Origin of the sequence: Streptococcus oralis, assembly GCF_021497945.1 — a bacterium.
Classification (GTDB): Bacteria; Bacillota; Bacilli; order Lactobacillales; family Streptococcaceae; genus Streptococcus; species Streptococcus oralis_BR.
In genome coordinates, this window is the sequence record NZ_CP046524.1 from 1666409 (window position 1) to 1691794 (window position 25386).

Genomic DNA, 25386 nt, shown 5'->3' on the forward strand with positions numbered 1-25386 from the left:
TTGAAGAACGTTGATAACTTTAAAACTAGAATTCTCATTGCTTTGAATATCAAAAAGAGAGAACCAATCTGATTCTCTCTCGTACTTAGTTATATGTCGCCCACTACAATTGCCCATGACTCCTAAGCACTATCCTTTACAGTAGTGAAGTTATTCCTTATTTCTACTATCCTTGATTTTTACGTCTATATCCTATTAGCATCAGTAATACTCCTGAGGTTAACATTATCCATGCATATTGGGATACGTTGCTTCCATCTCCTGTATTAGGTAATGTCTTGTTATTACTTGTATTTGGTACCTCTGGTTTATTCGATTCTGGATTATTTGGTGTAGAAGGTTTTGTTGGAGTCTTTTCTTGGTTGGTGATCGTAAAGCCATCTTTCATGCTGCCTGCGTAACCGACTCCATACCACTTGCCTGCAAGTGAAATGTTGTTTAACGTTTCGCCAACTTCTTTGATGGTATACTCATGAGCTGCTCCACCGAGGGTCGCGGATACTGGTAATTGCTCAAAGGTGGCTGTCCAGTTATTGGCTGACTTCAACTCTTGTACCTGACCTGTGGCTACGCCGTCTTTGTAGAGTTCTACTTTGACACTATCTACAGGCGCGGATACAGCGTTACCAGCTGAATCTTTCCATTCTTTTGTTACCTTGACATCTCTGGTTGGAATTTCCATTGGAGCCCATGGAGTCTTTTCCTTATTGGTGATCGTGAAGCCATCTTTCATGCTGCCTGCGTAACCGACTCCATACCATTTGCCTACAAGTGAAATGTTGTTTAATGTTTCGCCAACTTCTTTGATGGTGTACTCATGAGCTGCTCCACCTAGTGTCGCGGATACCGGTAATTGCTCAAAGGTGGCTGTCCACTTGTTCTCTTTGGTCAACTCTTGTACATTACCTGTTGCCACGCCGTCTTTGTAGAGTTCAACTGTGATACTGTCCACAGGTGCATCAATCTTGTTGCCATCTGAGTCTTGCCACTCTTTTGTGACCGTGATCGCTCGGGTTGGTGGGACCATTGGAGCCCACGGAGTCTTTTCCTTATTGGTAATCGTGAAGCCATCTTTCATGCTTCCCTCATAACCGACTCCATACCACTTGCCTGCAAGTGAAATGTTGTTTAATGTTTCGCCAACTTCTTTGATGGTGTACTCATGAGCTGCTCCACCCAAAGTCGCGGATACTGGTAATTGCTCAAAAGTGGCTGTCCAGTTATTGGCTTTGTTCAACTCTTGTACCTGACCTGTGGCCACGCCGTCTTTGTAGAGTTCTACTTTGACACTATCTACAGGCGCGGATACATCGTTACCAGCTGAATCTTTCCATTCTTTTGTTACTTTGACATCTCGGGTTGGAATTTCCATTGGAGCCCATGGGGTCTTTTCCTTATTGGTGATCGTGAAGCCATCTTTCATGCTGCCTGCGTAACCGACTCCATACCACTTGCCTGCAAGTGAAATGTTGTTTAATGTTTCGCCAACTTCTTTGATGGTGTACTGATGAGCTTCGCCACCGAGGGTCGCAGAGACTGGCAGTTTCTCGAAGGTGGCTGTCCACTTGTTCTCTTTGGTCAACTCTTGTACATTACCTGTGGCCACGCCATCTTTGTAGAGTTCGACTGTGACGCTATCTACAGGTGCGGATACATCGTTACCAGCTGAATCTTTCCATTCTTTTGTTACTTTGACATCTCGGGTTGGAATTTCCATTGGAGCCCATGGGGTCTTTTCCTTATTGGTGATCGTGAAGCCATCTTTCATGCTGCCTGCGTAACCGACTCCATACCACTTGCCTGCAAGTGAAATGTTGTTTAATGTTTCGCCAACTTCTTTGATGGTGTACTGATGAGCTTCGCCACCGAGGGTCGTAGAGACTAGCAGTTTCTCAAAGGTGGCTGTCCAGTTATTGGCTGACTTCAACTCCTGTACCTGACCTGTGGCCACGCCGTCTTTGTAGAGTTCAACTGTGATACTGTCCACAGGTGCATCAATCTTGTTGCCATCTGTGCCTTGCCACTCTTTGGTGACGGTGATAGATCGGGTTGGAATTTCCATTGGAGCCCATGGAGTCTTTTCCTTATTGGTGATCGTGAAGCCGTCTTTCATACTTCCCTCATAACGGACGCCATACCATTTGCCTGCAAGTGAAATGTTGTTTAAGCTTTCGCCAACTTCTTTGATGGTGTACTCATGAGCTTCGCCACCGAGGGTCGCAGAGACTGGCAGTTTCTCGAAGGTGGCTGTCCACTTGTTCTCTTTGGTCAACTCTTGTACATTACCTGTTGCCACGCCGTCTTTGTAGAGTTCGACTGTGACGCTATCTACAGGCGCGGATACATCGTTATCAGCTGAATCTTGCCACTCTTTTGTGACGGTGACATCTCGGGTTGGTGGGATCATTGGAGCCCATGGAGTCTTTTCCTTATTGGTGATCGTGAAGCCTTCTTTCATGCTGCCTGCGTAACCGACTCCATACCATTTGCCTGCAAGTGAAATGTTGTTTAATGTTTCGCCAACTTCTTTGATGGTATACTCGTGGTTTTCACCACCCAAAGTCGCGGATACTGGTAATTGCTCAAAAGCGGCTGTCCAGTTATTGGCTGACTTCAACTCCTGTACCTGACCTGTGGCCACGCCGTCTTTGTAGAGTTCGACTGTGACGCTGTCCACAGGTGCTGCGATATCAGTTCCTAAAAAGTTTTTCCACTCTTTTGTCACGGTGACAGCTCGGGTTGGAATTTCCATTGGTGTCCATATTAAAGACCAAATTGCATATAACTCTACATCTTGATTAATTGGTCCTGTCTTAAATATATCTCCATTTGAATACATAGTACCTTTACCATCAGCTTGTGTATTCCATCCTTTGAAGATATATCCAGATCGTTTCATCGTACCTGCATCTAAGACCGTTACCTTATCAGTATCAGCATCATTTCCGTCTGCTGTAACGGATGGATAGTATTCGTTATTATCCTTTGGTGCTTCTCCACTTACATCAGCGTTATTTTTATTATAATTCACCTTTCCATAAACAATAATATCGTACTCCGCTTTTACGGTATCTTCAGGTATTGCCTGATTGCTACTAGCCAATGTGTTGGTTGTTGTAACTTCAGCTTTAATTTTTCCCGTAGACTTTCCTCTTATTTTACCACTATCATCAACATCTGCCACATCATTTTGTAACTCAAGATATTTTAATTCAGGAGATACAGTAGGATGGTCACTTGTTGCAACAGCTTTGGCCGCTCCTTCATTTGACTCCTCTCCAACATGTATCTTAACAGGCTCTGTTTTTATCTTAGGTGCTCTTATAAGTCCGCAACCGATAGTATCAAGCGGTTTTTCTCTTACCAATTCTGGTAATTCAGCTGTTTTATAGCTTGTTCTGTCAAAGTCAGAGTTCTTTGATTTTAACATATCCGAATCTTTTGCCTTCAATGTAAGTTTAGTTTCACCATCTGGCATAGTAACCTTTATCCATTGACCAGCCTCAGACATAAAGCTCTTTAATTCGTATCCTCCATTTTCATCCGTAGTTGTACTATGAATCAAAGTATTAGCAGGAATTAGCTTATTATTAATAGTGATGTCTTGATTAGGAGAATATAGTTCAAGTTTAACACCTTTTGCTTTTGTTTCCCCCTCATCAAGTTCTCCATTTTCGTTTTTATCCCACCATACTTCTGATGAAATAACTGCATAATTTCCATAAATATATTTTGCAGGATTTATATATCCACTCGTTTTAACTCCTGTATAATCAGTGGTTTCAAAACTTCCACCAATATATGCTTCAAGTTCATCCGTTGTCGTTTTCGCATGAGTTTTAAGTGGTAACTTAATATTGACCTGACTGCCTTTAGGAAGTTCTCCCAAATCAAGTTTAACATGGGTTACTTTTCCCCAATCCGTTATATTTTCAGCTGAAACGAAAGTATTTCCACCATCTATGCTATAACTAAATTCCTGTTTCCCAGGACGACTATCTCCCATTACCTTAACTTCACCAGTCAAATACATATCCACTTGGGTTTTCGGTGTTTGAACAGTTTCGTTTTGCTGAGTATATGATATGGATTTATCCTTTTTAGGAATTTCAATAATAGCCTTAAAATCCTTAAATCCATCTGAGTCTGGTGCTTGAACGAAGAAATCTCCTCGTAAATTATCTCTTTCATCCGGATAGAAAGTCTGTGTAGGGAATTTACTTCCCGCTGTTCCATAGACGATATTATCATATTTTCCGGGGAATATATTTGATCCTACCGCCGTATTCTTGGATACAACAACTTCCACCTTGCTCAAATCAATTCCAAATAATTTCTTTTTCTTCGTAGCATCAAGAGCAGTTGCTGCATTTTCAGAAAGTTGGAATAAATCTCCTTCAAGCTTTGCATGGCTATAATATTCATTTTTACTTCCATCCAGCTTCGTTTCAAGTGGGCTCATATCATAATAAACCATTCCATATGGACGATGCTCATTTTCTCCTGGAGATGTAACACTTGTGTATCTAAAACTCTTCAGTGCAATGACAACTGGATCTTCCATAAATTTAAGTACACTATCATTGTAGTAATAATAGTAAGAAAAAGCTTTATTCTTAGTAATTTCTCTAAATTGTCTATTTAAAGCTTGTATGCCCGCTTCTGTAATAGACATTTTAATCCATACTCTACCATCAGCATCTGTAACTTGTTTAATAATAACATTGCCAGATGCATTATCAAATCCTAAAAATTTACACTTATCTACATCTGCAGCAAATTGTTTATCTTTTATTTCTACATAAGCGGATTCAGGAATTCCATAAGGCATCTTACCTGCTTCCGGCATGTCTGAATTCATGGCATAAGCATAAGCTTTTGTATTGAATCGAACTTTTTGTAGACTTGTTCCGGTCTGTGAAATAGAATTATTTGTTTCATTTCCTGCCGGTTCAATTACATTATCTGCGGTCTTATTTGTAACAATATAAGTTCTTGTCAAAAGGCCGTAACGTTGTGGTGTTTTGATAGCATTCCACGCCCTACCACCAAAAGTTTGTCCTTTTCCGGCATCATGAATATGATTTCCATCGCTACAACTTTCATTATAATATTTGCCTTCTAAATTCTGAATAAAGTAATTAGGTCCATACCAAGCAATTCCCTTTTCCTTCTCTATCGTCAATGGATTGCCTTTAAAATCAGTATTTCTAAGTTCATATTCAATATTGGAAAATAATACTGCTTCTCCTGTTTCTTTATCGGCAAATGGCTCAATATTATATACTCCATCATAAGTTAAAACAATACTTGATAGATGTTCAATATCCCTATTAATTCCAAGGTCTATTTTTGTTCCATCTTCAATATTTCCAATATTATATACTTTTTCTGTACCCTCTATTCCAAGTACATTATCCGCAGTTTTATAAATAATTTTCCAACCACTTAAGGATTTATTTGCTGTAAATTTCCCAGTCAAAAGTCCAGTTTTGTCAGCCTTAGAATCAAGTCCTTTGAGATTCAAAGTTCCCACTGTCAAATCAATTCTTGGATTTTTCGTTACAGGAGAAAATTCTTTCTTCGTTCCATAATCAAAGAACAATTTCCAAGTATCATAAAAAGTTCCATTCTCCGCTTGATTTGGATATAATACATTTTCCTTTAATCTATCACCAGTACTCTCAGCTTTCAAAGGTGTACATTTCTTTTGAGTTACAGTTGTCCAGAAGAAATCATCCTTTGCTTTTCCACTCACATTATTAACAGGACTTTTCACAGCTTTATTAGCTTCATAATCAAAATTATCATTTGCATCCGCAGTTGGATCAGTTGATTTTGCAGAATATTTTATCTGCAAATGTCCTGTAGCTGTAGGTGTAACATAAATATCAAATTTACTTTGAGCAAATGACTGTCTTCTAACATTTTCCTTATAGTTACCAGCAAAATGTGTACTTGCATTAAAAGTATCATTGTTTAAGTACTCCCAATGAACTTCAACTTTAGTTACTCTTCCACCAGAAGTGTCAAATTTAACTTCAGGAAAATTATGGACTTTATTTGCTAAATGAACAGGTGAATTTACATCTGCTGTGTGTTCATTACCATCTGCTGTAGTATAAACTACTTTTGCTACTTTATAAGAATCTGTATTCCATGTTTGAGCAGTTCCTTTCCATGCAGTAGGTTGAATTTCTTCAGGAAATTCATAAGTTTCAACTGTTGCACCAGTTTTATTCTTTGGAAAATACTCATTCCATTCTCCATTGGCATCTTTTAGAATATAATATTCATTACTTAAACGTGTATAGCCAACATCAGAATACTTTGCATCTGCAGAAACTGCATTTGCAGTATAAAATCCTCCAGCATTTTTATAAAGTTGATATCCAGGTCCAGCAAAACTATGAATTTCATATCCATCGACAGTATTAGCTTTCATAGTTTTAATCTTTACGCCTTGTCCATCAGCGCTGATAACAACTTCCTTTTTGCCGTCTGTTCCATTTGGAGTTTCAAAAACAAATTCAGGTGTTGTAGCTTCATATAAAGTATCTGAACCAATATTGTCGATTCCATCAGGAACTTGCCAAATAAGTGAAAATCCCTTTGTAAATGCATCGTTCCATTTGTGGTCACTTCCATTATTATAGAGAGGTTTCCTTGGTGTTATGAGATAATAATTTCCCTTTCCATCACCATCATTTTTCATTTCACTGACTGTCGCATAATAAGCAAGATCTAAATCATATAAACCATTTCTGATTTGTAATTTTTGTAAAATGAAATTTCCTTCAACACTTCCATTTTTCGGAACATAAACCTTGATATGTTTTAAACTCATTAGAGGAGTATCCGCGTCATGAATTGTTCCTTGCTTATAATAATAGTAATCTTTGTTACCAGTAAATGGACCACTTGCAGGATCTGTATCATAAAATCTTATGAATCCAGAATTCGCAATCTTCGCCAGACTACTTGCATTTAGATGACGATTTCCTGTTACTGTAGTTTTAGGATCGTCATAATTTGTTGGTGACATTCTCCATTTGTATTCTGATGAATTTCCTGTACTATTAATCGGTGTGTTATTTTCTCCTTCACAGGCAGTAACATTCAGTTTTGTTTCAAGTTTTCCTTCAGCAATCCACTTTTTACATTCTTCATCTGTTAAACTACGTCTATTAAAGGCAATATTAAATACTAAACTTGAACCTCCGCCCAAAGATCGAAGGAAATTATCATTGATATCATAGATAATTTTTACAACTTTATCATAATTTTTTTGTGAAACTGCGTCCAATGGAATTACTTTGCCCTTTGCATCTAGCATTGTAATTTTTTCAAATTGTACTCCTTCAATTCCTGGATTAGCAAGTTTGAATCCATAAGTTGGTATATCTACAACAATTCTTTGGTCGCCAAACTCAGTACTTCCATCGTCTTTTACTTGATAGAAAGGTGTATAATTTATAGTAAACAATGTATTAGTCATAGTTGCCAAATTATATGGATTTACTGACGTTCCATCTCCATTTGATTTATCTTTAATCTTATGATTGTCATCATATACCATAAGCTTACCATTATCCATTGGGGCTCCGGAATTCAAAGAAACTGATTCCATTAAAGATTGATTCAGTTTAGGCTTAGTTGCTTCTTCTTTAACTTCTGACTCATCGTCTTTTATTTCTGCTTTATTGTCCTGTTTATCTTTTTGCTCTTCAGGATTTATCTTTTCTTCAGCTTCCTTATCAGTTTTTTTAGAATCTGTTTTATTGTCCCGTTTATCTGCTTGTTCCTCAGGATCTATCTTTTCTTTCGTTTCCTTATCAGTTTTTTTGACATCTGTAATTGTATCTTTAGCTATTACTCCCTCTGCAAAAGCAATAGTATTCGGAACAATTATCCCTAATAGTATTATAACAACTAAGAAAAAAGCTGTTACTTTTTGCAATGTCATCCCATTATTCATCAAATCTTCTCCACTCAAATCCAGATTGAAATATTTTATATTTCAATCTTGAAAATAAAAATTTATTTTTAGATAGTAATTAAATGCCTATAAATATAGCATATCTATAGCAGTTTAAGCATTGAATATTATACCAAGAACAGTTTGAAAAATCTACCTTTTTCATTCATTTTAGCTCTATAATATTTGTAGTGGATAACATCTCCTCAGATATTATGGAGCTTTTTAAACACAGACAAAAAGTAGCAGAAAAACTATAATGAAAGCACCACAGAATTGCTCGAAATAAAATTGGAGGCAACCAATACGCTCGTCAAGGACATGAGATGTCATGCATTCGATTTTCGAATGACAACGAGGCCAAACAAAAGAGAACCCAAAGGTTCTCTTGTTTGCTTTTATTCTACTGTTTCTTCAACTTGGATTTCCACAGCTTCCTCTACTGGAGCAAGTTCTGCCTCTTCTTGTTCAGGAGCCAGATATTCTGCGTCATTGATTGCCTGTGGTTCAAGGTTACGGTAGCGAGCCATACCAGTACCAGCTGGGATGATCTTACCGATGATAACATTTTCCTTGAGTCCAAGGAGATGATCTTTCTTACCACGGATGGCCGCATCAGTAAGGACACGAGTTGTTTCCTGGAAGGAAGCCGCTGACAAGAAACTGTTTGTTTCAAGTGAGGCTTTGGTAATTCCCATAAGAACTGGGCGACCAGTCGCTGGAACTCCACCTGCGATAAGGACATCTTTATTAGCATCTGTAAAATCGTTAATGTCTAAAAGGGTACCCATGAGAAGATCTGTATCACCTGGATCCATGACACGGACTTTACGGATCATTTGACGAACCATAACCTCGATGTGTTTGTCACCGATTTCTACCCCTTGGCTACGGTAAACTTTTTGGACTTCACCGAGAAGGTAGGTTTCAACTGACAAGACATCACGAACAGCAAGGAGATGTTTTGGTTGGATAGAACCCTCTGTCAATGCTGCACCACGAGAAACTTGGTCTCCAACTTCAACACGCATACGTGCTGTAAATGGAACGACGTATTCACCTTCGCCAGTTTCACCCTTAACAAAGACTTTCTTCGTACGAGTTGACGCGTCTTCTTCAATGGCGGTAACTTGTCCCTTGACCTCTGTGATGACCGCTTCCCCTTTTGGATTGCGGGCTTCAAAGATTTCTTGGACACGAGGAAGACCTTGAGTGATATCGGTATTTGAGGCAACTCCACCCGTGTGGAAGGTACGCATTGTAAGTTGTGTACCAGGTTCCCCGATAGATTGGGCAGCGATTGTACCAACTGCTTCACCAACTTCAACCGCATCACCAGTCGCCAAGTTGATACCGTAACAGTGACGGCAGACACCATGACGAGTGTTACATGTAAATACGGAACGGATAGTCACTTCTTCCACACCAGCATTGACAATCTCGCGCGCCTTGTCTTCTGTGATTAACTCATTTGGACCAATGATGACTTCGCCAGTTTCTGGGTGTTTAACAGTTTTCTTAGTATAACGACCATTGAGACGTTCTTCGAGAGACTCGATCATCTCTTTTCCTTCTGCGATAGAGCGGATTAAGAGACCACGGTCTGTTCCACAGTCGTCCTCACGGATGATAACGTCTTGGGCAACGTCAACCAAACGACGAGTCAAGTAACCTGAGTCGGCTGTCTTAAGGGCCGTATCGGTCATACCTTTACGCGCACCGTGAGTTGAGAAGAACATTTCGAGTACTGACAAACCTTCGCGGAAGTTTGAAAGGATTGGCAATTCCATGATACGTCCGTTCGGAGCGGCCATCAGACCACGCATACCGGCAAGTTGTGAGAAGTTCGAGATGTTACCACGGGCTCCTGAGTCCATCATCATAACGATTGGGTTCTTCGGATCTTGATTATCGACCAAGCGTTTTTCCAATTTCTCACGAGCTGCACGCCATTCAGCTGTAACGGCATTGTAACGTTCATCATCAGTGATCAAACCACGACGGAACTGTTTTGTGATTTGTTCTACACGCTTATGAGATTCTTCGATGATTTCAGCCTTGTCTTCAACCACTGGGATATCAGCAATCCCCACTGTCAATCCAGCAAGTGTTGAATGATGGTAGCCTAAGTCTTTCAATCGGTCCAAGAATGCAGAAGTTTCTGTTGTACGGAAACGTTTGAAAATCTCAGCGATGATATTTCCAAGGTTTTTCTTCTTGAATGGAGGATTGAGTTCAAGGTTGCGAATGGCTTCCTTGATATCGCCACCTAGTGGCAAGAAGTACTTAGCTGGGAGCCCTTCTGTCAAGTTCGCATTATTTGGTTCTTGCAAGTAAGGTAGACCCTCTGGCATGATGTCGTTGAAGAGGATTTTACCAACTGTTGTAAGCAAGACCTTGTGTTTTTGCTCTTCTGTCCATGGTTTATTGAGGCTGTCTGTCGCGATACCAACACGTGAGTGGAGGTGAACATAGCCATTGCGGTAAGCCATGACAGCTTCGTCACGGTCTTTGAAGACCATTCCTTCACCTTCACGACCAGCTTCTTCCATCGTCAAGTAGTAGTTACCCAAAACCATGTCCTGAGATGGGGTAACAACTGGTTTACCATCTTTCGGGTTCAAGATGTGCTCAGCAGCGAGCATGAGGATACGAGCTTCTGCTTGAGCCTCTTCTGAAAGCGGTACGTGGATGGCCATTTGGTCCCCGTCAAAGTCGGCATTGTAGGCTTCACAGACAAGCGGGTGCAAACGAAGGGCCTTACCATCGATCAATACTGGCTCGAAGGCTTGGATACCCAAACGGTGAAGGGTCGGTGCGCGGTTCAAAAGGACTGGGTGTTCTTTGATTACTTCTTCGAGGATATCCCAGATACGTTCATCTCCACGTTCTACCAAGCGTTTAGCCGCTTTAACGTTTTGCACGATGTCACGGGCAACGATTTCACGCATCACAAATGGTTTAAAGAGCTCGATCGCCATTTCGCGTGGCACACCACATTGGTACATCTTAAGAGTTGGACCAACAGCGATAACGGAACGTCCTGAGAAGTCAACACGTTTACCGAGCAAGTTTTGACGGAAGCGTCCTTGTTTCCCTTTGAGCATGTGGCTCAATGATTTTAGTGGACGGCTACCTGGTCCTGTGATTGGACGACCACGACGACCATTATCAATCAAAGCGTCAACCGCTTCTTGAAGCATACGCTTCTCATTTTGAACGATGATACCTGGTGCATTCAACTCAAGCAAACGAGCCAAGCGGTTGTTACGGTTGATAACACGACGGTAAAGGTCATTCAAGTCAGATGAGGCAAAACGACCACCATCCAACTGCAACATTGGACGGAGATCTGGTGGAATAACTGGGAGGATGTTAAGAACCATCCATTCAGGTTTGTTCCCAGACTTGTAAAAGGCATCCAAAACATCCAAACGACGGATAGCTTTGACACGTTTTTGTCCAGTAGCTGTTTTCAACTCTTCTTTAAGTTCAGTAATTTCTTTTTCAAGATCTACTTGTTTCAAAAGGTCTTGGATGGCTTCGGCACCCATCTTGGCAACGAATGATCCATAGCCATACTCACGCAAGCGCTCACGGTATTCGCGCTCTGTCATGATAGACTTGTGCTCAAGTGGTGTATCCTTAGGATCAATCACCACATAAGCCGCAAAGTAGATAACTTCCTCGAGGGCACGAGGGCTCATATCAAGGGTCAAGCCCATACGGCTTGGAATCCCCTTGAAATACCAGATGTGAGATACAGGAGCTTTCAACTCGATGTGCCCCATACGCTCACGACGAACTTTTGTACGCGTTACTTCAACCCCACAACGGTCACAAACAATCCCTCTGTAACGAATGCGTTTGTACTTACCACAAGCACATTCCCAGTCTTTTGTAGGACCAAAGATGACTTCGTCAAAGAGTCCTTCACGTTCTGGTTTCAACGTACGGTAATTGATTGTTTCAGGTTTTTTGACTTCTCCATAAGACCATGAACGGACTTTGCTTGGAGAAGCTAGGGTGATTTGCATACTTTTAAAACGATTTACATCAACCACTATTTCTTCCCTTTCTATTCTAAGTGAACTGCTTATTCTTGTTCAGCAGTTTCTTCTGTTGCTTCCGCTTTTGTTGCTTTCTCTGCTTCTTCAGCTTCAAAGGCTGCTTTAGCCTCTTGTGCTGCTTTTTCGCGGGCTTTTTCAAGATCATCTACGTGGATGACATCTTCGTCCATTCCTTCATCCAAGTCGCGAAGTTCCACTTCTTGGTCATCTTCGTCAAGGACACGCATGTCAAGACCAAGAGATTGCAATTCTTTCACAAGAACTCGGAATGATTCTGGAACACCTGGTTTTGGAATTGGTTTTCCTTTTGTAATAGCTTCATAAGCTCTCAAACGTCCGTTAATATCGTCAGACTTGTAAGTCAAAATTTCTTGAAGGACATTTGACGCACCGTAGGCTTCAAGGGCCCAAACCTCCATCTCACCGAAACGTTGTCCACCAAACTGAGCTTTACCTCCGAGTGGCTGTTGAGTAACGGTTGAGTAAGGCCCGACTGAACGCGCGTGCAATTTATCATCAACCATGTGGTGGAGTTTGATCATGTACATGACACCAACTGATACACGGTTGTCAAATGGTTCACCAGTACGGCCATCGTAAAGGATTGTCTTGGCATCGCTATCCATACCTGCTTCTTTGACAGTGTCCCAAAGGTCTTCAGAACTTGCTCCGTCAAAGACTGGTGTTGCGATGTGGATACCAAGAGTACGTGCTGCCATACCAAGGTGGAGCTCCATAACCTGACCGATATTCATACGTGATGGCACCCCAAGTGGGTTCAACATGATATCGACTGGAGTTCCGTCTGGAAGGTAAGGCATGTCTTCTACAGGAACGATACGAGAGACAACCCCTTTGTTTCCGTGACGTCCGGCCATCTTATCTCCGACCTTGATCTTACGTTTTTGAGCGATGTAGACGCGAACCAGCATGTTAACGCCTGATTGCAACTCATCTCCATTTGCACGTGTAAAGATCTTAACATCACGAACGACACCATCGGCACCGTGTGGTACACGAAGAGAAGTATCACGCACTTCACGAGACTTGTCTCCGAAGATAGCGTGCAAGAGACGTTCTTCAGCTGAAAGATCTTTTTCACCTTTAGGCGTTACTTTACCTACAAGGATATCGCCTTCTTTAACCTCGGCACCAATACGGATAATTCCCATTTCGTCAAGGTTTTTAAGGGCATCTTCCCCAACGTTTGGAATCTCACGAGTAATTTCTTCAGGCCCAAGCTTTGTATCGCGCGTTTCTGATTCGTATTCTTCAAGGTGGACAGATGTGTAGACATCGTCTTTCACCAAGCGTTCGCTCATGATAACGGCATCTTCGAAGTTGTAACCTTCCCAAGTCATGTAGGCAACGATTGGGTTTTGTCCAAGCGCCATTTCTCCATTTTCCATAGAAGGTCCGTCAGCGATAAAGTCGCCTTTTTCAACGACATCACCAACTTTAACGAGAGTCCGTTGGTTGTAGGCAGTACCTGAGTTTGAACGACGGAATTTTTGAATGTGATAAACATCTAGGGAACCATCTTCACGGCGAACTTCTACCTTGTCCGCATCTGCGTAGGTAACTTTACCATCATGCTGAGCAATAACCGCAGCTCCAGAGTCATGGGCTGCTTGGTATTCCATACCAGTACCAACGTAAGGTGCTTTTGGATCAATCAACGGCACAGCCTGACGTTGCATGTTGGCACCCATGAGGGCACGGTTGGAGTCATCGTTTTCCAAGAAAGGAATACATGCAGTCGCAACGGCAACTACCTGTTTTGGTGAAACGTCCATGTAGTCAACTACTTCTGCTGGATACTCTTGGTTGACCCCTTGGTGACGTCCCATGACAACCTTCTCAGCAAAAGTACCATCTTCATTAAGACGAGAGTTAGCCTGTGCTACAGTAAATTCATCTTCTTCATCGGCTGTCAACCAAACGATTTCGTTTGTGACTACACCAGTTTCACGGTCAACCTTACGATATGGTGTTTGAACAAATCCATACTTGTTCAAATGTCCGTAAGATGACAAGTTATTGATCAAGCCGATGTTAGGTCCTTCAGGTGTCTCGATTGGACACATACGACCGTAGTGAGTGTAGTGCACGTCACGTACTTCATATCCAGCACGGTCACGAGTCAAACCACCAGGTCCTAAGGCTGACAAACGACGTTTGTGAGACAACTCAGAAAGCGGGTTGTGTTGGTCCATGAACTGGGACAATTGTGAGGAACCAAAGAATTCTTTGATCGCAGCTGTCACCGGGCGGATGTTGATAATTTGTTGCGGTGTCAAAACTTCATTGTCCTGAACAGACATACGTTCACGGACATTACGTTCCATACGAGAAAGTCCAAGACGTACTTGGTTTGCAAGCAATTCACCAACTGCACGGATACGACGGTTTCCAAGGTGGTCGATATCATCCACACGTCCGATACCTTCCGCCAAGTTGAGGAAGTAGCTCATCTCTGCAAGGATATCCGCAGGAGTTACAACACGAACCTTGTCGTCAGGATTGGCATTTCCGATGATGGTTACAACACGGTCTGGGTCCGTTGGGGCAACAACCTTGAATTTTTGAAGGACAACCGGTTCAGTCAAAACAGCTGCATCGTTTGGAATATAAACAATCTTGTTCAAGTCGCCATCCAAGTGGCTCTCGATACTTTCAATCACGCTACGAGTCATAACGGTGCCAGCTTCTACCAAGATTTCACCCGTTTCAGGATCTACCAATGGCTCAGCGATGGTTTGGTTGAGCAAGCGTGTTTTGATGTTCAATTTTTTATTAATCTTGTAACGACCAACGGCTGCTAAGTCATAGCGACGCGGATCAAAGAAACGAGCCACAAGCAAGCTACGTGAACTTTCAGCGGTCTTAGGCTCACCTGGACGAAGGCGTTCGTAAATTTCTTTCAAGGCTTCGTCTGTACGAGAGTCCATTGGATTCTTGTGGATATCTTTTTCAACAGTATTGCGAACCAATTCGCTATCACCAAAGATATCAAAGATTTCATCATCACCTGAGAAACCAAGCGCACGAACCAAGGTCGTAAATGGAATCTTACGAGTACGGTCGATACGAGTATAAGCGATGTCTTTTGAGTCGCTTTCAAGTTCCAACCAAGCTCCACGGTTAGGGATAACAGTAGAACCGTAACCCACTTTACCGTTCTTATCTACTTTGTCATTAAAGTAAACACCTGGTGAGCGAACCAACTGAGAAACGATAATACGTTCACCACCATTGATGATGAAAGTACCCATCTCAGTCATGATTGGGAAATCACCAAAGAAGACTTCTTGAGTCTTGATTTCGCCTGTTTCTTTATTAATCAAGCGGAAGGTTACAAAAATTGGTGCTGAGTAGCTAGCATCGTGGATACGAGCTTCTTCGAGCGTATATTTTGGTTCCTTGATTTCATAGCCAACAAATTCCAACTCCATTGTGTCTGTGAAGTTTGAAATTGGCAATACATCTTCAAATACTTCCTTAAGTCCGTGGTCTAGGAAATCTTTGAATGAATCCGTTTGAATTTCAATCAAATTTGGTAAGTCAAGAACTTCTTTGATTCTTGAAAAACTACGACGGGTACGATGTTTCCCGTATTGAACGTCATGTCCTGCCAAGATGATTCTCCTTTGTAAATAAATTCCAAGCCTTGTCAATCAGGCTTTTCTAATCGTCATATGGTTTTTAAAACCCCTATCACCGTGTCCCTTTGACGAATTTTCAGAATCTTTAAATCTTTGTTACAAGCATTCAAAAACCTGAAAAAAAGCACAAAAAGAGCAGCTAAATCTGACTTTTTCAGAAGATTTAACTGCTGTGAGCCTTGTCTGGACAATATTTCAGACAAAACCTACGACAAATGATTACTCATATTATACCTTATTTAGCCAGATTTTTCAAGGTTTTTTTCTACTTTTTAAACAATCTTTTCCTATATATTATTTTAAAATTTCAAGAGAATGAAGCATTATATTTTCTCTTAAAAATTAGGAAAACGCTTGCACTCATGTTTACCTCGTGCTATACTGTTAGGGAACAACTACACAAGGAGAATTGTGATGAAAAAGATCCCATCTCAAACTGAGAAAAAAATGATTTATGGTATCCGTTCCTTGAAGAACGGAACTGGTTCGGTCCTTATTGGTGCCAGCATTGTCTTGCTTTCTGCTACAATGCCAACCATTTCGGCTAACGAAAACCTGCCTCAAACTCAGGAAAATACTAGCGCTGTGACCAAGGCTCCTACTGAGACTGAAACGAGTCAAATTCAAAAGGAAACGCCTATTTCTGAACAAAAGAATGCAAACGCTTCCCTTGCTTCTAAAAAGGAAGCTCCAGCTGTGGAAACTACTACAGCACCAGAAACTCCTAAAACAGAAGACGCTACTACAAGCCAGGCTAACAGCAAGGAAGAGAAAGTAGATGCCAGCACTTCGGCGCCAAGTTCTGATCAAAAACCACAAGCAGACACTAGTTCTGAAGAACCAATCGAAGACAACTACTTCCGCATCCATGTAAAAAAACTCCCTGAAGAAAACAAGGATTCTCAAGGTCTTTGGACTTGGGATGATGTTGAAAAGCCGTCTGAAAACTGGCCCAATGGAGCCAAGTCCTTCAAGGATGCCAAGCAAGATGACTATGGCTATTATCTCGATGTCAAACTCAAGAATGACCAAGCCAAGAAGGTCAGCTTCCTCATCAACAATACTAAAGGGGATAACCTTACTGGAGACCGTTCAGTAGAGCGCCTTTCTCCAAAAATGAATGAGGCTTGGCTAGATGAAAACTATAAGGTATACAACTACCGTCCTCAGCCAGCGGGAACTGTCCGTGTTAACTACTATCGCACCGATGGCAACTATGACAAAAAATCTCTCTGGTATTGGGGCGATGTCAAAAACCCAAGCAGTGGAGAATGGCCTGACGGGACAGACTTTACTGCAACTGGAAAATATGGCCGTTACATTGATATTCCACTCAATGAAGCTGCAAGAGAATTTGGATTTTTATTACTAGACGAAAGCAAGAAAGGCGATGATGTGAAAATCCGAAAAGAGGATTACAAATTTACAGATTTGAAAAATCACAGTCAAATCTTTCTCAAAGATGATGACGAAGCCATCTACACCAACCCCTATTACGTGCACGACATCCGCATGACTGGTGCCCAACACGTGGCTAAGTCTCGTATCGAAAGCAGCTTTTCTACCCTAGTTGGAGCTAAGAAAGACGATATCCTCAAACACTCCGGCATCACTGATTACCAAGGGAATAAAGTAGCTATCACAGACGTGGAAGTGGATGAAGCTGGTAAGAAAGTGACCTATATCGGCGACTTCTCTGACACTCAACACCCGTACACTGTCAGCTACAATTCAGACCGCTTTACCACACGTTCAAGCTGGCGCCTCAAGGATGAGTCCTACAGTTACGATGGTCCACTCGGCGCAACCCTAAAAGAAGATGGCAAGCGTGTTGACCTCACCCTCTGGTCTCCAAGTGCTGATAAGGTTTCCGTTGTTGTCTATGACAAGAAAGACCCTGAAAAGGTAGTCGGAACTGTCGCCCTTGAAAAAGGAGAAAAAGGAACCTGGAAACAAACTCTGGACACAAACTCTGGTCTCGGTATCAGCAACTATACTGGCTACTACTACCACTACCAGATCGAGCGCCAAGGTAAAACCGTTCTCGTTCTTGACCCTTATGCCAAGTCACTAGCAGCTTGGAACAGTGACCTAGCAAAAACAGATGCCGCTCATAAGGTCGCTAAAGCTGCCTTTGTCGACCCATCCAAACTAGGACCGCAAGACTTGACCTATGGGAAGATTCGCAACTTCAAATCGCGTGAAGATGCCGTCATCTATGAAGCTCATGTGCGTGACTTCACTTCGGATCCTGCCATCGCAAAAGACTTGACCAAGCCATTTGGTACCTTTGAAGCCTTTATCGAAAAATTAGACTATCTCAAAGACTTGGGTGTGACCCACATCCAGCTCCTTCCAGTCTTGTCTTACTACTTTGTCAATGAATTAAAAAACCATGAACGTTTGTCTGCCTACGCTTCAAGCAATAGCAATTACAACTGGGGATATGACCCTCAAAACTACTTCTCCTTGACTGGTATGTACTCAAGCGATCCTAAGGATCCAGAAAAACGTATTGCCGAATTCAAAAACCTCATCAACGAAATCCACAAACGTGGCATGGGGGCTATCTTGGACGTGGTCTACAACCATACTGCAAATGTTGACATTTTTGAAGATATTGAGCCAAACTACTATCACTTTATGGACGCAGACGGAACTCCACGTACTAGCTTTGGAGGCGGCCGTTTGGGAACTACCCACTACATGTCTAAACGTGTCTTGGTAGACTCCATCAAGTATCTGGTTGAAACCTACAAAGTAGATGGTTTCCGTTTCGATATGATGGGAGATCACGATGCAGCTTCTATTGAAGAAGCTTACAAGGCTGCACGCGCCCTCAATCCAAATCTTATCATGCTAGGTGAAGGCTGGAGAACCTATACTGGCGATGAAAATACGCCTGTACAACCTGCTGACCAAGATTGGATGAAGAAAACAGATACTGTCGCTGTCTTTTCAGACGACATCCGTAACAACCTCAAGTCTGGCTATCCAAACGAAGGGCAGCCTGCCTTTATCACAGGTGGCAAACGAGATATCAATACCATCTTTAAAAATCTCATTGCCCAACCAACTAACTTTGAGGCTGACAATCCTGGAGATGTTATCCAGTATATCGCAGCCCATGATAACTTGACCCTCTTTGACATCATTGCCCAGTCTATCAAAAAAGACCCAAGCAAGGCGGAGAACTACGCTGAAATCCATCGCCGTTTGCGACTTGGAAACCTCATGGTCTTGACTGCTCAAGGAACTCCGTTTATCCACTCTGGTCAGGAATACGGACGTACCAAACAATTCCTAGACCCAGCCTATAAGACTCCTGTTCCTGAAGATAAGGTTCCAAACAAGTCTCACTTGTTGCGCGACAAGGACGGCAAGCCATTTGTCTATCCTTACTTTATCCATGACTCTTACGACTCTAGTGATGCTGTCAACAAGTTTGATTGGACCAAGGCAACAGATGGTAAAGCTTTCCCTGAAAATGTCAAGAGCCGTAACTACATGAAAGGTTTGATTGCCCTTCGTCAATCGACAGATGCCTTCCGACTCAAGAGTCTACAAGATATCAAAGAACGCGTCCAACTCATTACTGTCCCAGGAAAAAATGGTGTTGAAAAAGAAGACGTGGTCATCGGCTACCAAATCACAGCTCCAAATGGAGATATCTACGCAGTCTTTGTCAATGCGGATGATAAGGCTCGCGAATTCAACTTAGGAACTGCTTTTGCTCACTTGAGAAAGGCCGAAGTTCTCGCAGATGAAAACCAAGCAGGACCCGTAGGAATTGCTAACCCTCAAGGTCTCGAATGGACTGAAAAAGGTTTGAAATTGAACGCTCTCACTGCCGTTGTTCTCCGCTTATCTCAAGGTGGTGCCATTGTCGCCCCAGCTGTGGAAGAAAAACCAGAATTTGATCTTTCTAGCTTGGAAGTTGAACCAGAACAAGGTCAAGCCCAAAACCTAGTAGCAAATCCTGAAACTCAAGAAACTGTTGCAGAGGCTCACTCTCAGAAAGTCCTTCCAAACACAGGAACCGAGAGCAAATCCCTTCTTGCCCTTGCTGGATTCAGTATCCTTGCCCTTCTCGGACTTGGATGGTTGATAAAAAACAAGAAAAAGAAATAACACTCAATGAAAATCAAAGAGTAAACTAGGATGCTAGCCACAGGCTGCTCAAAGCACAGCTTTGAGGTTGTAGATAAGGCGAAGCTGACGAGGTTTAAAGAGATTTTCGAAGAGTATAAACTAGCCCTCCTATAGAAAAACACCCCATGGTTAGAAGAATCTTCTAGTCATGGGGTGTTGTTTTTATGATACACTTATCTATCAAATCATATATTCTACACTGTAGGTGGCATCTGATAAGATACGAGCCAGAAACTGCTTGGTGCGTTCTTCTTGTGGACGACTAAAGAAATCGTGGGGGTTATTCTCCTCTACGATACGGCCTCCATCCATGAAAATAACGTGGTTAGCGACATCTCTAGCAAATCCCATCTCATGCGTGACGACTACCATGGTCACACCTTCTCCCGCCAACTGTTTCAGAACATCCAAAACATCTCCAACCAACTCAGGGTCTAGCGCTGATGTTGGTTCATCTAGCAAAATGACCTCGGGCTTGACGGCAATAGCACGCGCAATTCCTATTCGTTGTTGTTGCCCTCCAGATAGTTGTGAAGGGTAGTAGTCTTTATAGGCAAGTAAACCAACTTTTTCCAAGGCAGATTCTGCACGTTTGAGCGCTTCTTCCTTGGGAACTTTACGAGCCACTATTAGGCCTTCTAGAATATTTTCCAGAGCAGTTTTGTTTGCAAATAGATTGTAGTGTTGGAAAACAAAGGCTGTTTTTTGGCGAATTTCTAGAATGTCTTTCTTGCTTAATTTGGCTAAGTCATAAGTTTTTCCTGCCAAGGTCAAATGGCCACTATCAGCTTTTTCTAAGTGGTTGAGGCAACGGAGAAAAGTCGTTTTCCCCGAACCTGATGGTCCTAAAATAACGACGACATCCCCTTGGTTGACCTGGAGATTGACATCCTCCAGGACTTGCCTCTCACCAAATGTTTTTGCGATATGTTCTACTTGTAACATCCTGTCCTCCTATACAAAACGCGCGCTAGATGCTTTCGCTCTCTTTTCTTTTTTCACATAGCCTTTTTCTAATACAGAAAAACCCCACTGAATCAAACCACAGATCAAAATATACTGCAAAAAGATCACAAAATAAGATTCAAAATACTGGTAACCGTAGGACGCTTCTACACGAGCAATAGCGGTGATATCCTTGATGGTCATGACAAATACCAAGGAAGTTCCTTTGACGATATTGATCACCAGATTGGCCAAGTTAGGCAAGGCTGAGCGCAAGGCTTGAGGAAAAACAATCCTTAAATAGGCCTGGGTCGTAGTCAGCCCAATCGCATGCGCTGCCTCTAGTTGTCCCTTGTCCACCGTCAAGATAGCTGAACGCAAAATCTCCGATAAACTCCCGACTGTCATCAAACTATAAATGATAAAGGCATAGTAGAGAGGATCAAGTTTGAAAATATCAAAGTCACTGCCTATACTTTTGAGAAATTGATTCAGCAAACTTGGAAACAAACTATAAAAGAAGAGAATCAATAAAATCGGAGGAGTCGCTCGGATAAACGCCAGATAGACCAGAGAAAAACTCCTCACCCCTCGAACCTTGTAGATTTGCCCTAAGGCCAAAAATAGAGCCGGTAAAAAGCTTAAGACCATAGCCACAACCATAATAATCAAGGTGATTGGCACACCTTTCAAGGTCTCCAGAAAGGTCTTTACAATATAGTCTATGTCCATTTCTTACCTCCCTTTTGTTTCCAAAGACTTCTCAAGCAAACGACTCAAGCTAGAAATAATCAAGGCAATCCCCCAGTAAAGAAATGCAACCGCCGTATAGGTTTCCAGCGAGTAGTTCCCTAAATTGCGACTGATCAAGAGGTTGCCTGCCCCCATAACATCAACGAAACCAATCGTATAGGCCAAGGCAGCATCCCGCATAAGATTGAGAATAGCGGTCGTTATATTAGGAAGAGCAACTTGAAAAGCTTGAGGAAAAATGATTCTCCAAAAAGTCTGACTTGGAGTCAAACCAATACTAAGCCCGGCCTCTGTCTGCCCCTTTGGAATAGCTTGATAGGCCGCCTTGAAGACCTCGGCAACAATAGCCGCAAACAAGAGAATCATCGTCAGGAGAACAAAAATAGTTTTAGACCAGTTGTTGATATCCAAACCCAGCCACCATTTCAGAAATTCTGGCAAGCCATAAAAGACTAGAAAAAGTAAGACAATCGGCGGTGTACAACGTAGGGTAAAGATATAGCCTTTGGAAATCGCTGCAAAACTCTTGCCTTCTCCTACTTGCGCCCAGGTCAAAAGACCTCCAAAAAGGGAACCAAGAAGAGTGGTAAAAAAGAGAATGGACAAGGTCATAGGAAGTGCCTGCCATAAGGTCGGTAAAAACTGAAAGACCTTGGAAAAATCATAAGAAACCATGCAAAACCCTTTCTAGTCTTGGAATTTCTGGCCTAGTCTTTGTCTACATAACTAAAGACATCTTCTTTAAAGTATTGCTGAGATAGCTTAGCAAGCGTACCATCTTCTTTCAACTCTTTGATTGCTTTTTCGTATTCCTTAGCGAATTTCTCACCCTTTTCATCACGGTGAATCAAGGGATAAGTTGGAATACCCTTGTATGGGAACCAGCTGAGTTTGTCCGCATATTGGTGGTAAGGGCCATCTTCTGCGGTAACTGCTTTTTCAAAGGACAGTTTAATATCAAAGAAGGCGTCATAACGTCCTTCTAAGACCCAGGCATAGGCATCTGCTACTTTAAAGGATTCAGCTGCTGTTAGCTCAATCGGTGCATCCTGATGTTTTTCATTATAGCTGGTGATGACATTCCATTGGGCATTCTGTGGAGAGATGGGAACCAATTTTCCTTTATTCTTAGCAAAGTCATCAATGGTTTTGTATTTCTGTTCATCTTCTTTTCTGACGGTAAATCCGATGATGCTCGCTCCGACTGGTTCAGATGGAATGACAAACTTTTTAGCTCGTTCATCTGTGTACCAAGCTCCCTTTGTTCCGATGTCATACTTGCCTGATTCCAGACCAATCAAGAGGTCGTCATCACTGGTACCCGTATATTCAAATTGATAGTTTGCCAACTTCTCATCAACAGCCTTCAAAACAGCTACTTCATAACCATCTGATTCTCCTTTTTCATTGACAAAGTCATAAGGTACATAGTTTTGTGTATGGGCAACCTTCAAGGTTATGACTTCAGCAGACGAATCCGTTTCTCCCTCCTTGGTTGGAGCACCAGCTAAACTTCTCCCGATAATCGTTGCCCCAATTACTGCAACCACTGCTACACCACCGATAATCCATGCTTTTTTACTCATCTTTTTCTCCTTTAGTTTTCAAGCGCTTCTCTCACCCACTGGATACGTTTAACTGCGATATCACTTGGAATGGTACAATCTGCCCCAAGTACCAAGCCCTGTTCCCCAGCTTCTGCAACTAGTTTCTTTGCTTCAGCCTGAATGGCATCCTTGCTACCAGTATACAGCAAGCCTGTCTTGCCATTTTCAAATCCTCCAAGAACCGTACGTCCCTTGAAAATCTCACGACCTTCCTTGAGAGTGATTCCCTCTGGTCCTACAGCCCAGTTAAAGACTTGGGCTGGATAGTCTGCAAAAAGGTGAATATCATTTCGCGCTCCCTCGTATCCACAGATATGAAGAACCGTGACACCACCAACAGCACTAGCTGCTTCCAGAACCGTTATCTCGCTAGGTGCAATGACGGCTTGATAATCTGCTGCCGACACTCGTTGATCTTGGATACTTTGCACGCTGAGGTAGATTCCGTCAGCACCAGCCTCTTCGATGACAGCTCGACTGAGACTCGCAATATCCTCTGCAATCGCATCCAACACCTTTTTAAGGGCTTTAGGATCTTCCACCAGAAAGTCTGCAATAAGGTCATCGCCACCAGACACTTCCCCAAGCAGCCACTTGAGATAGGTCACAGGAGCAAAAATATTGTAAATCGCAACGATATCTTCTGTGAACTCTTGCTTGATTTTCTGAACCAAGTCCACCTGCTCTTTTATCCAAGCGTGATCTGGCCCGAGTGGTTGAATGGTCGCCAATTCTTGAAGTGATTTTCCTTTGGCAATCGCTGGATTTGGATAAGCAAAGTAGCCATCACTCATGAGTTTGATAAAGTCCGGCTGAACTTCTCGGATAAAGCGCTTATGGCCCTCAATATTCTTCTCGATAATGACTGGATTTGAAAAACCGTGTAGCCATTCGTCTTCGGATGTGAAATGGTGCCAAAAGCCAACTGGCACACGATCAACCTTTTCACCTTTAAATGCTTTTAAAACCCATTCTTTTTTTTCTGACATTCTTATTCTCCATTTCTTACTTTTTCAACTAATAAACTGCTTGCGATATCATTCGAGCGTAGAAAGGGGAGACTGGACTTGGAAAAATCCTGAACTCCACGACATCTCTCTCCATTTTTGCAGTGCCCATTTTTTACGACGCTTATGGCAACCAAGGCCAGCAAACCGACAACTGCAATGAAGATGCCCCATCTTTTACTTTTCATAGCTCCTCCTTTTAGAGAACAGCCGCCTGCCGAATCCAGTCCAACCTCTCTAAGTCAAAGTCATCTGGAACAGTACAGTCAGCTCCCAGAAGAACGCCTTTACTACCAGCTTCAGCCAGCAACCGTCTTGTTTCATCTTGCAATTCCGCTTTGGAACCTTGATAAAGCAAGCTTTTCTTGCCATTTTCGAATCCACCTAAAACGGCCTTATCTCGGAATAACTCTTGACCCTGTGTCAAACTAACATCCTCATGGTGGGTCGCCCAGTTGACCACTTGAGCTGGATAGTCCTTAAATATCGTCACATCATTGCTCGCACCTTCAAAACCACAGATATGGAGGATATTGGTCCCACCAACCTGATTGGCTGCCTTTAAAACTGCTATATTGCTCGGTTCGATATAGGTTTGGTAGAGTGCTGGTGTGATGCGCTCATCTTGAATTTCCTGGGTGCTGAGGTAAATCCCGTCAACACCGCCTTGCTGGATGATTTTCTGAGTTAGGATAGCAATATCTCCTGCAATCACATCTAGAATCGCTCTGAATTGCTCAGGATTTTCAAGCAATAGATCAGCCACTTCCCTATCTCCTCGAGAAGTTTCTGTACGGAACCAGCGCTTGAGGTAGGAGATAGGCGAAAAGATATTGTAGAAAGAAGCAATCTCTTCGGTAAAGGTCTCTCGAATCGCTTGTACCACTTCCACCTGTTGCTGAATCCATGGGTGTTCCTCACCAATCGACTCAATAGAAGTCAGCTCCTGAATGCTTGCAATCTTAGGACTATAGACATTACTTGGATAAAGGAAAAAACCATCGCTCATAATTTTGACAAAATCAGGGCGAATCCTTTCCACATAGTTGCGATGCCCATCAACACTTTTTTGAAAGATACGTGGATTATTTAATCCCTGCCCCTTTTCTTCGAGTGTTACAAAATGAAACCAAAATCCCACAGGAACTCTTTCCACTTCATCGCCTCTAATCGCTCTAAAGACTAGATCTCTTTTACTTGCCATACCTT

General features: G+C 42.3%; 11 protein-coding genes. 1 reads left to right on the forward strand and 10 read right to left on the reverse strand.

The features are described from left to right. Positions 1-166 precede the first annotated feature (166 nt). From GOM47_RS08365 to rpoB, 3 genes are all read right to left on the reverse strand, one after another. Complete coding sequence (locus GOM47_RS08365; protein WP_235080514.1) at positions 167-7978, reverse strand: Cna B-type domain-containing protein; 7812 nt, start codon at positions 7976-7978, stop codon at positions 167-169. Between the two features lie 398 nt (positions 7979-8376). Then, positions 8377-12042, reverse strand: coding sequence for a DNA-directed RNA polymerase subunit beta' (rpoC, locus tag GOM47_RS08370; RefSeq protein ID WP_235080515.1), 3666 nt, complete (start codon positions 12040-12042; stop codon positions 8377-8379). Between the two features lie 32 nt (positions 12043-12074). Beyond that, a complete protein-coding gene (rpoB, locus tag GOM47_RS08375) occupies positions 12075-15686 on the reverse strand; it encodes a DNA-directed RNA polymerase subunit beta (RefSeq protein WP_084921215.1) in 3612 nt (1203 codons plus the stop codon). Positions 15687-16127: 441 nt separating this feature from the next. Between rpoB and GOM47_RS08380 the strand changes: the two genes are divergently transcribed. After that, complete coding sequence (locus GOM47_RS08380) at positions 16128-19844, forward strand: pullulanase (protein ID WP_235080516.1); 3717 nt, start codon at positions 16128-16130, stop codon at positions 19842-19844. A 201-nt stretch (positions 19845-20045) separates the two neighbouring features. On the opposite strand, the gene GOM47_RS08385 is transcribed toward GOM47_RS08380, so the two are convergent. From GOM47_RS08385 to GOM47_RS08415, 7 genes are read right to left on the reverse strand one after another with little or no spacing between them, the layout of a single operon-like run. Then, entirely contained in the window at positions 20046-20810 is a 765-nt protein-coding gene (locus tag GOM47_RS08385) for an amino acid ABC transporter ATP-binding protein (protein WP_223331938.1), read from the reverse strand. 9 nt (positions 20811-20819) lie between these two features. After that, positions 20820-21542: an amino acid ABC transporter permease gene (locus tag GOM47_RS08390; protein ID WP_235080517.1), complete on the reverse strand. Its 723-nt coding sequence runs from the start codon at positions 21540-21542 to the stop codon at positions 20820-20822. Positions 21543-21545: 3 nt separating this feature from the next. Beyond that, complete coding sequence (locus tag GOM47_RS08395; RefSeq protein ID WP_235080518.1) at positions 21546-22238, reverse strand: amino acid ABC transporter permease; 693 nt, start codon at positions 22236-22238, stop codon at positions 21546-21548. Between the two features lie 32 nt (positions 22239-22270). Beyond that, entirely contained in the window at positions 22271-23149 is an 879-nt protein-coding gene (locus GOM47_RS08400; RefSeq protein ID WP_235080519.1) for a transporter substrate-binding domain-containing protein, read from the reverse strand. 11 nt (positions 23150-23160) lie between these two features. After that, complete coding sequence (locus tag GOM47_RS08405) at positions 23161-24159, reverse strand: uroporphyrinogen decarboxylase family protein (RefSeq protein WP_235080520.1); 999 nt, start codon at positions 24157-24159, stop codon at positions 23161-23163. Between the two features lie 2 nt (positions 24160-24161). After that, the gene (locus GOM47_RS08410; RefSeq protein WP_000837737.1) at positions 24162-24365 is read right to left on the reverse strand and encodes a hypothetical protein; all 204 of its coding nucleotides are present in this window, start codon (positions 24363-24365) and stop codon (positions 24162-24164) included. Between the two features lie 11 nt (positions 24366-24376). Beyond that, complete coding sequence (locus GOM47_RS08415; protein WP_235080521.1) at positions 24377-25381, reverse strand: uroporphyrinogen decarboxylase family protein; 1005 nt, start codon at positions 25379-25381, stop codon at positions 24377-24379. Positions 25382-25386: the final 5 nt, after the last annotated feature.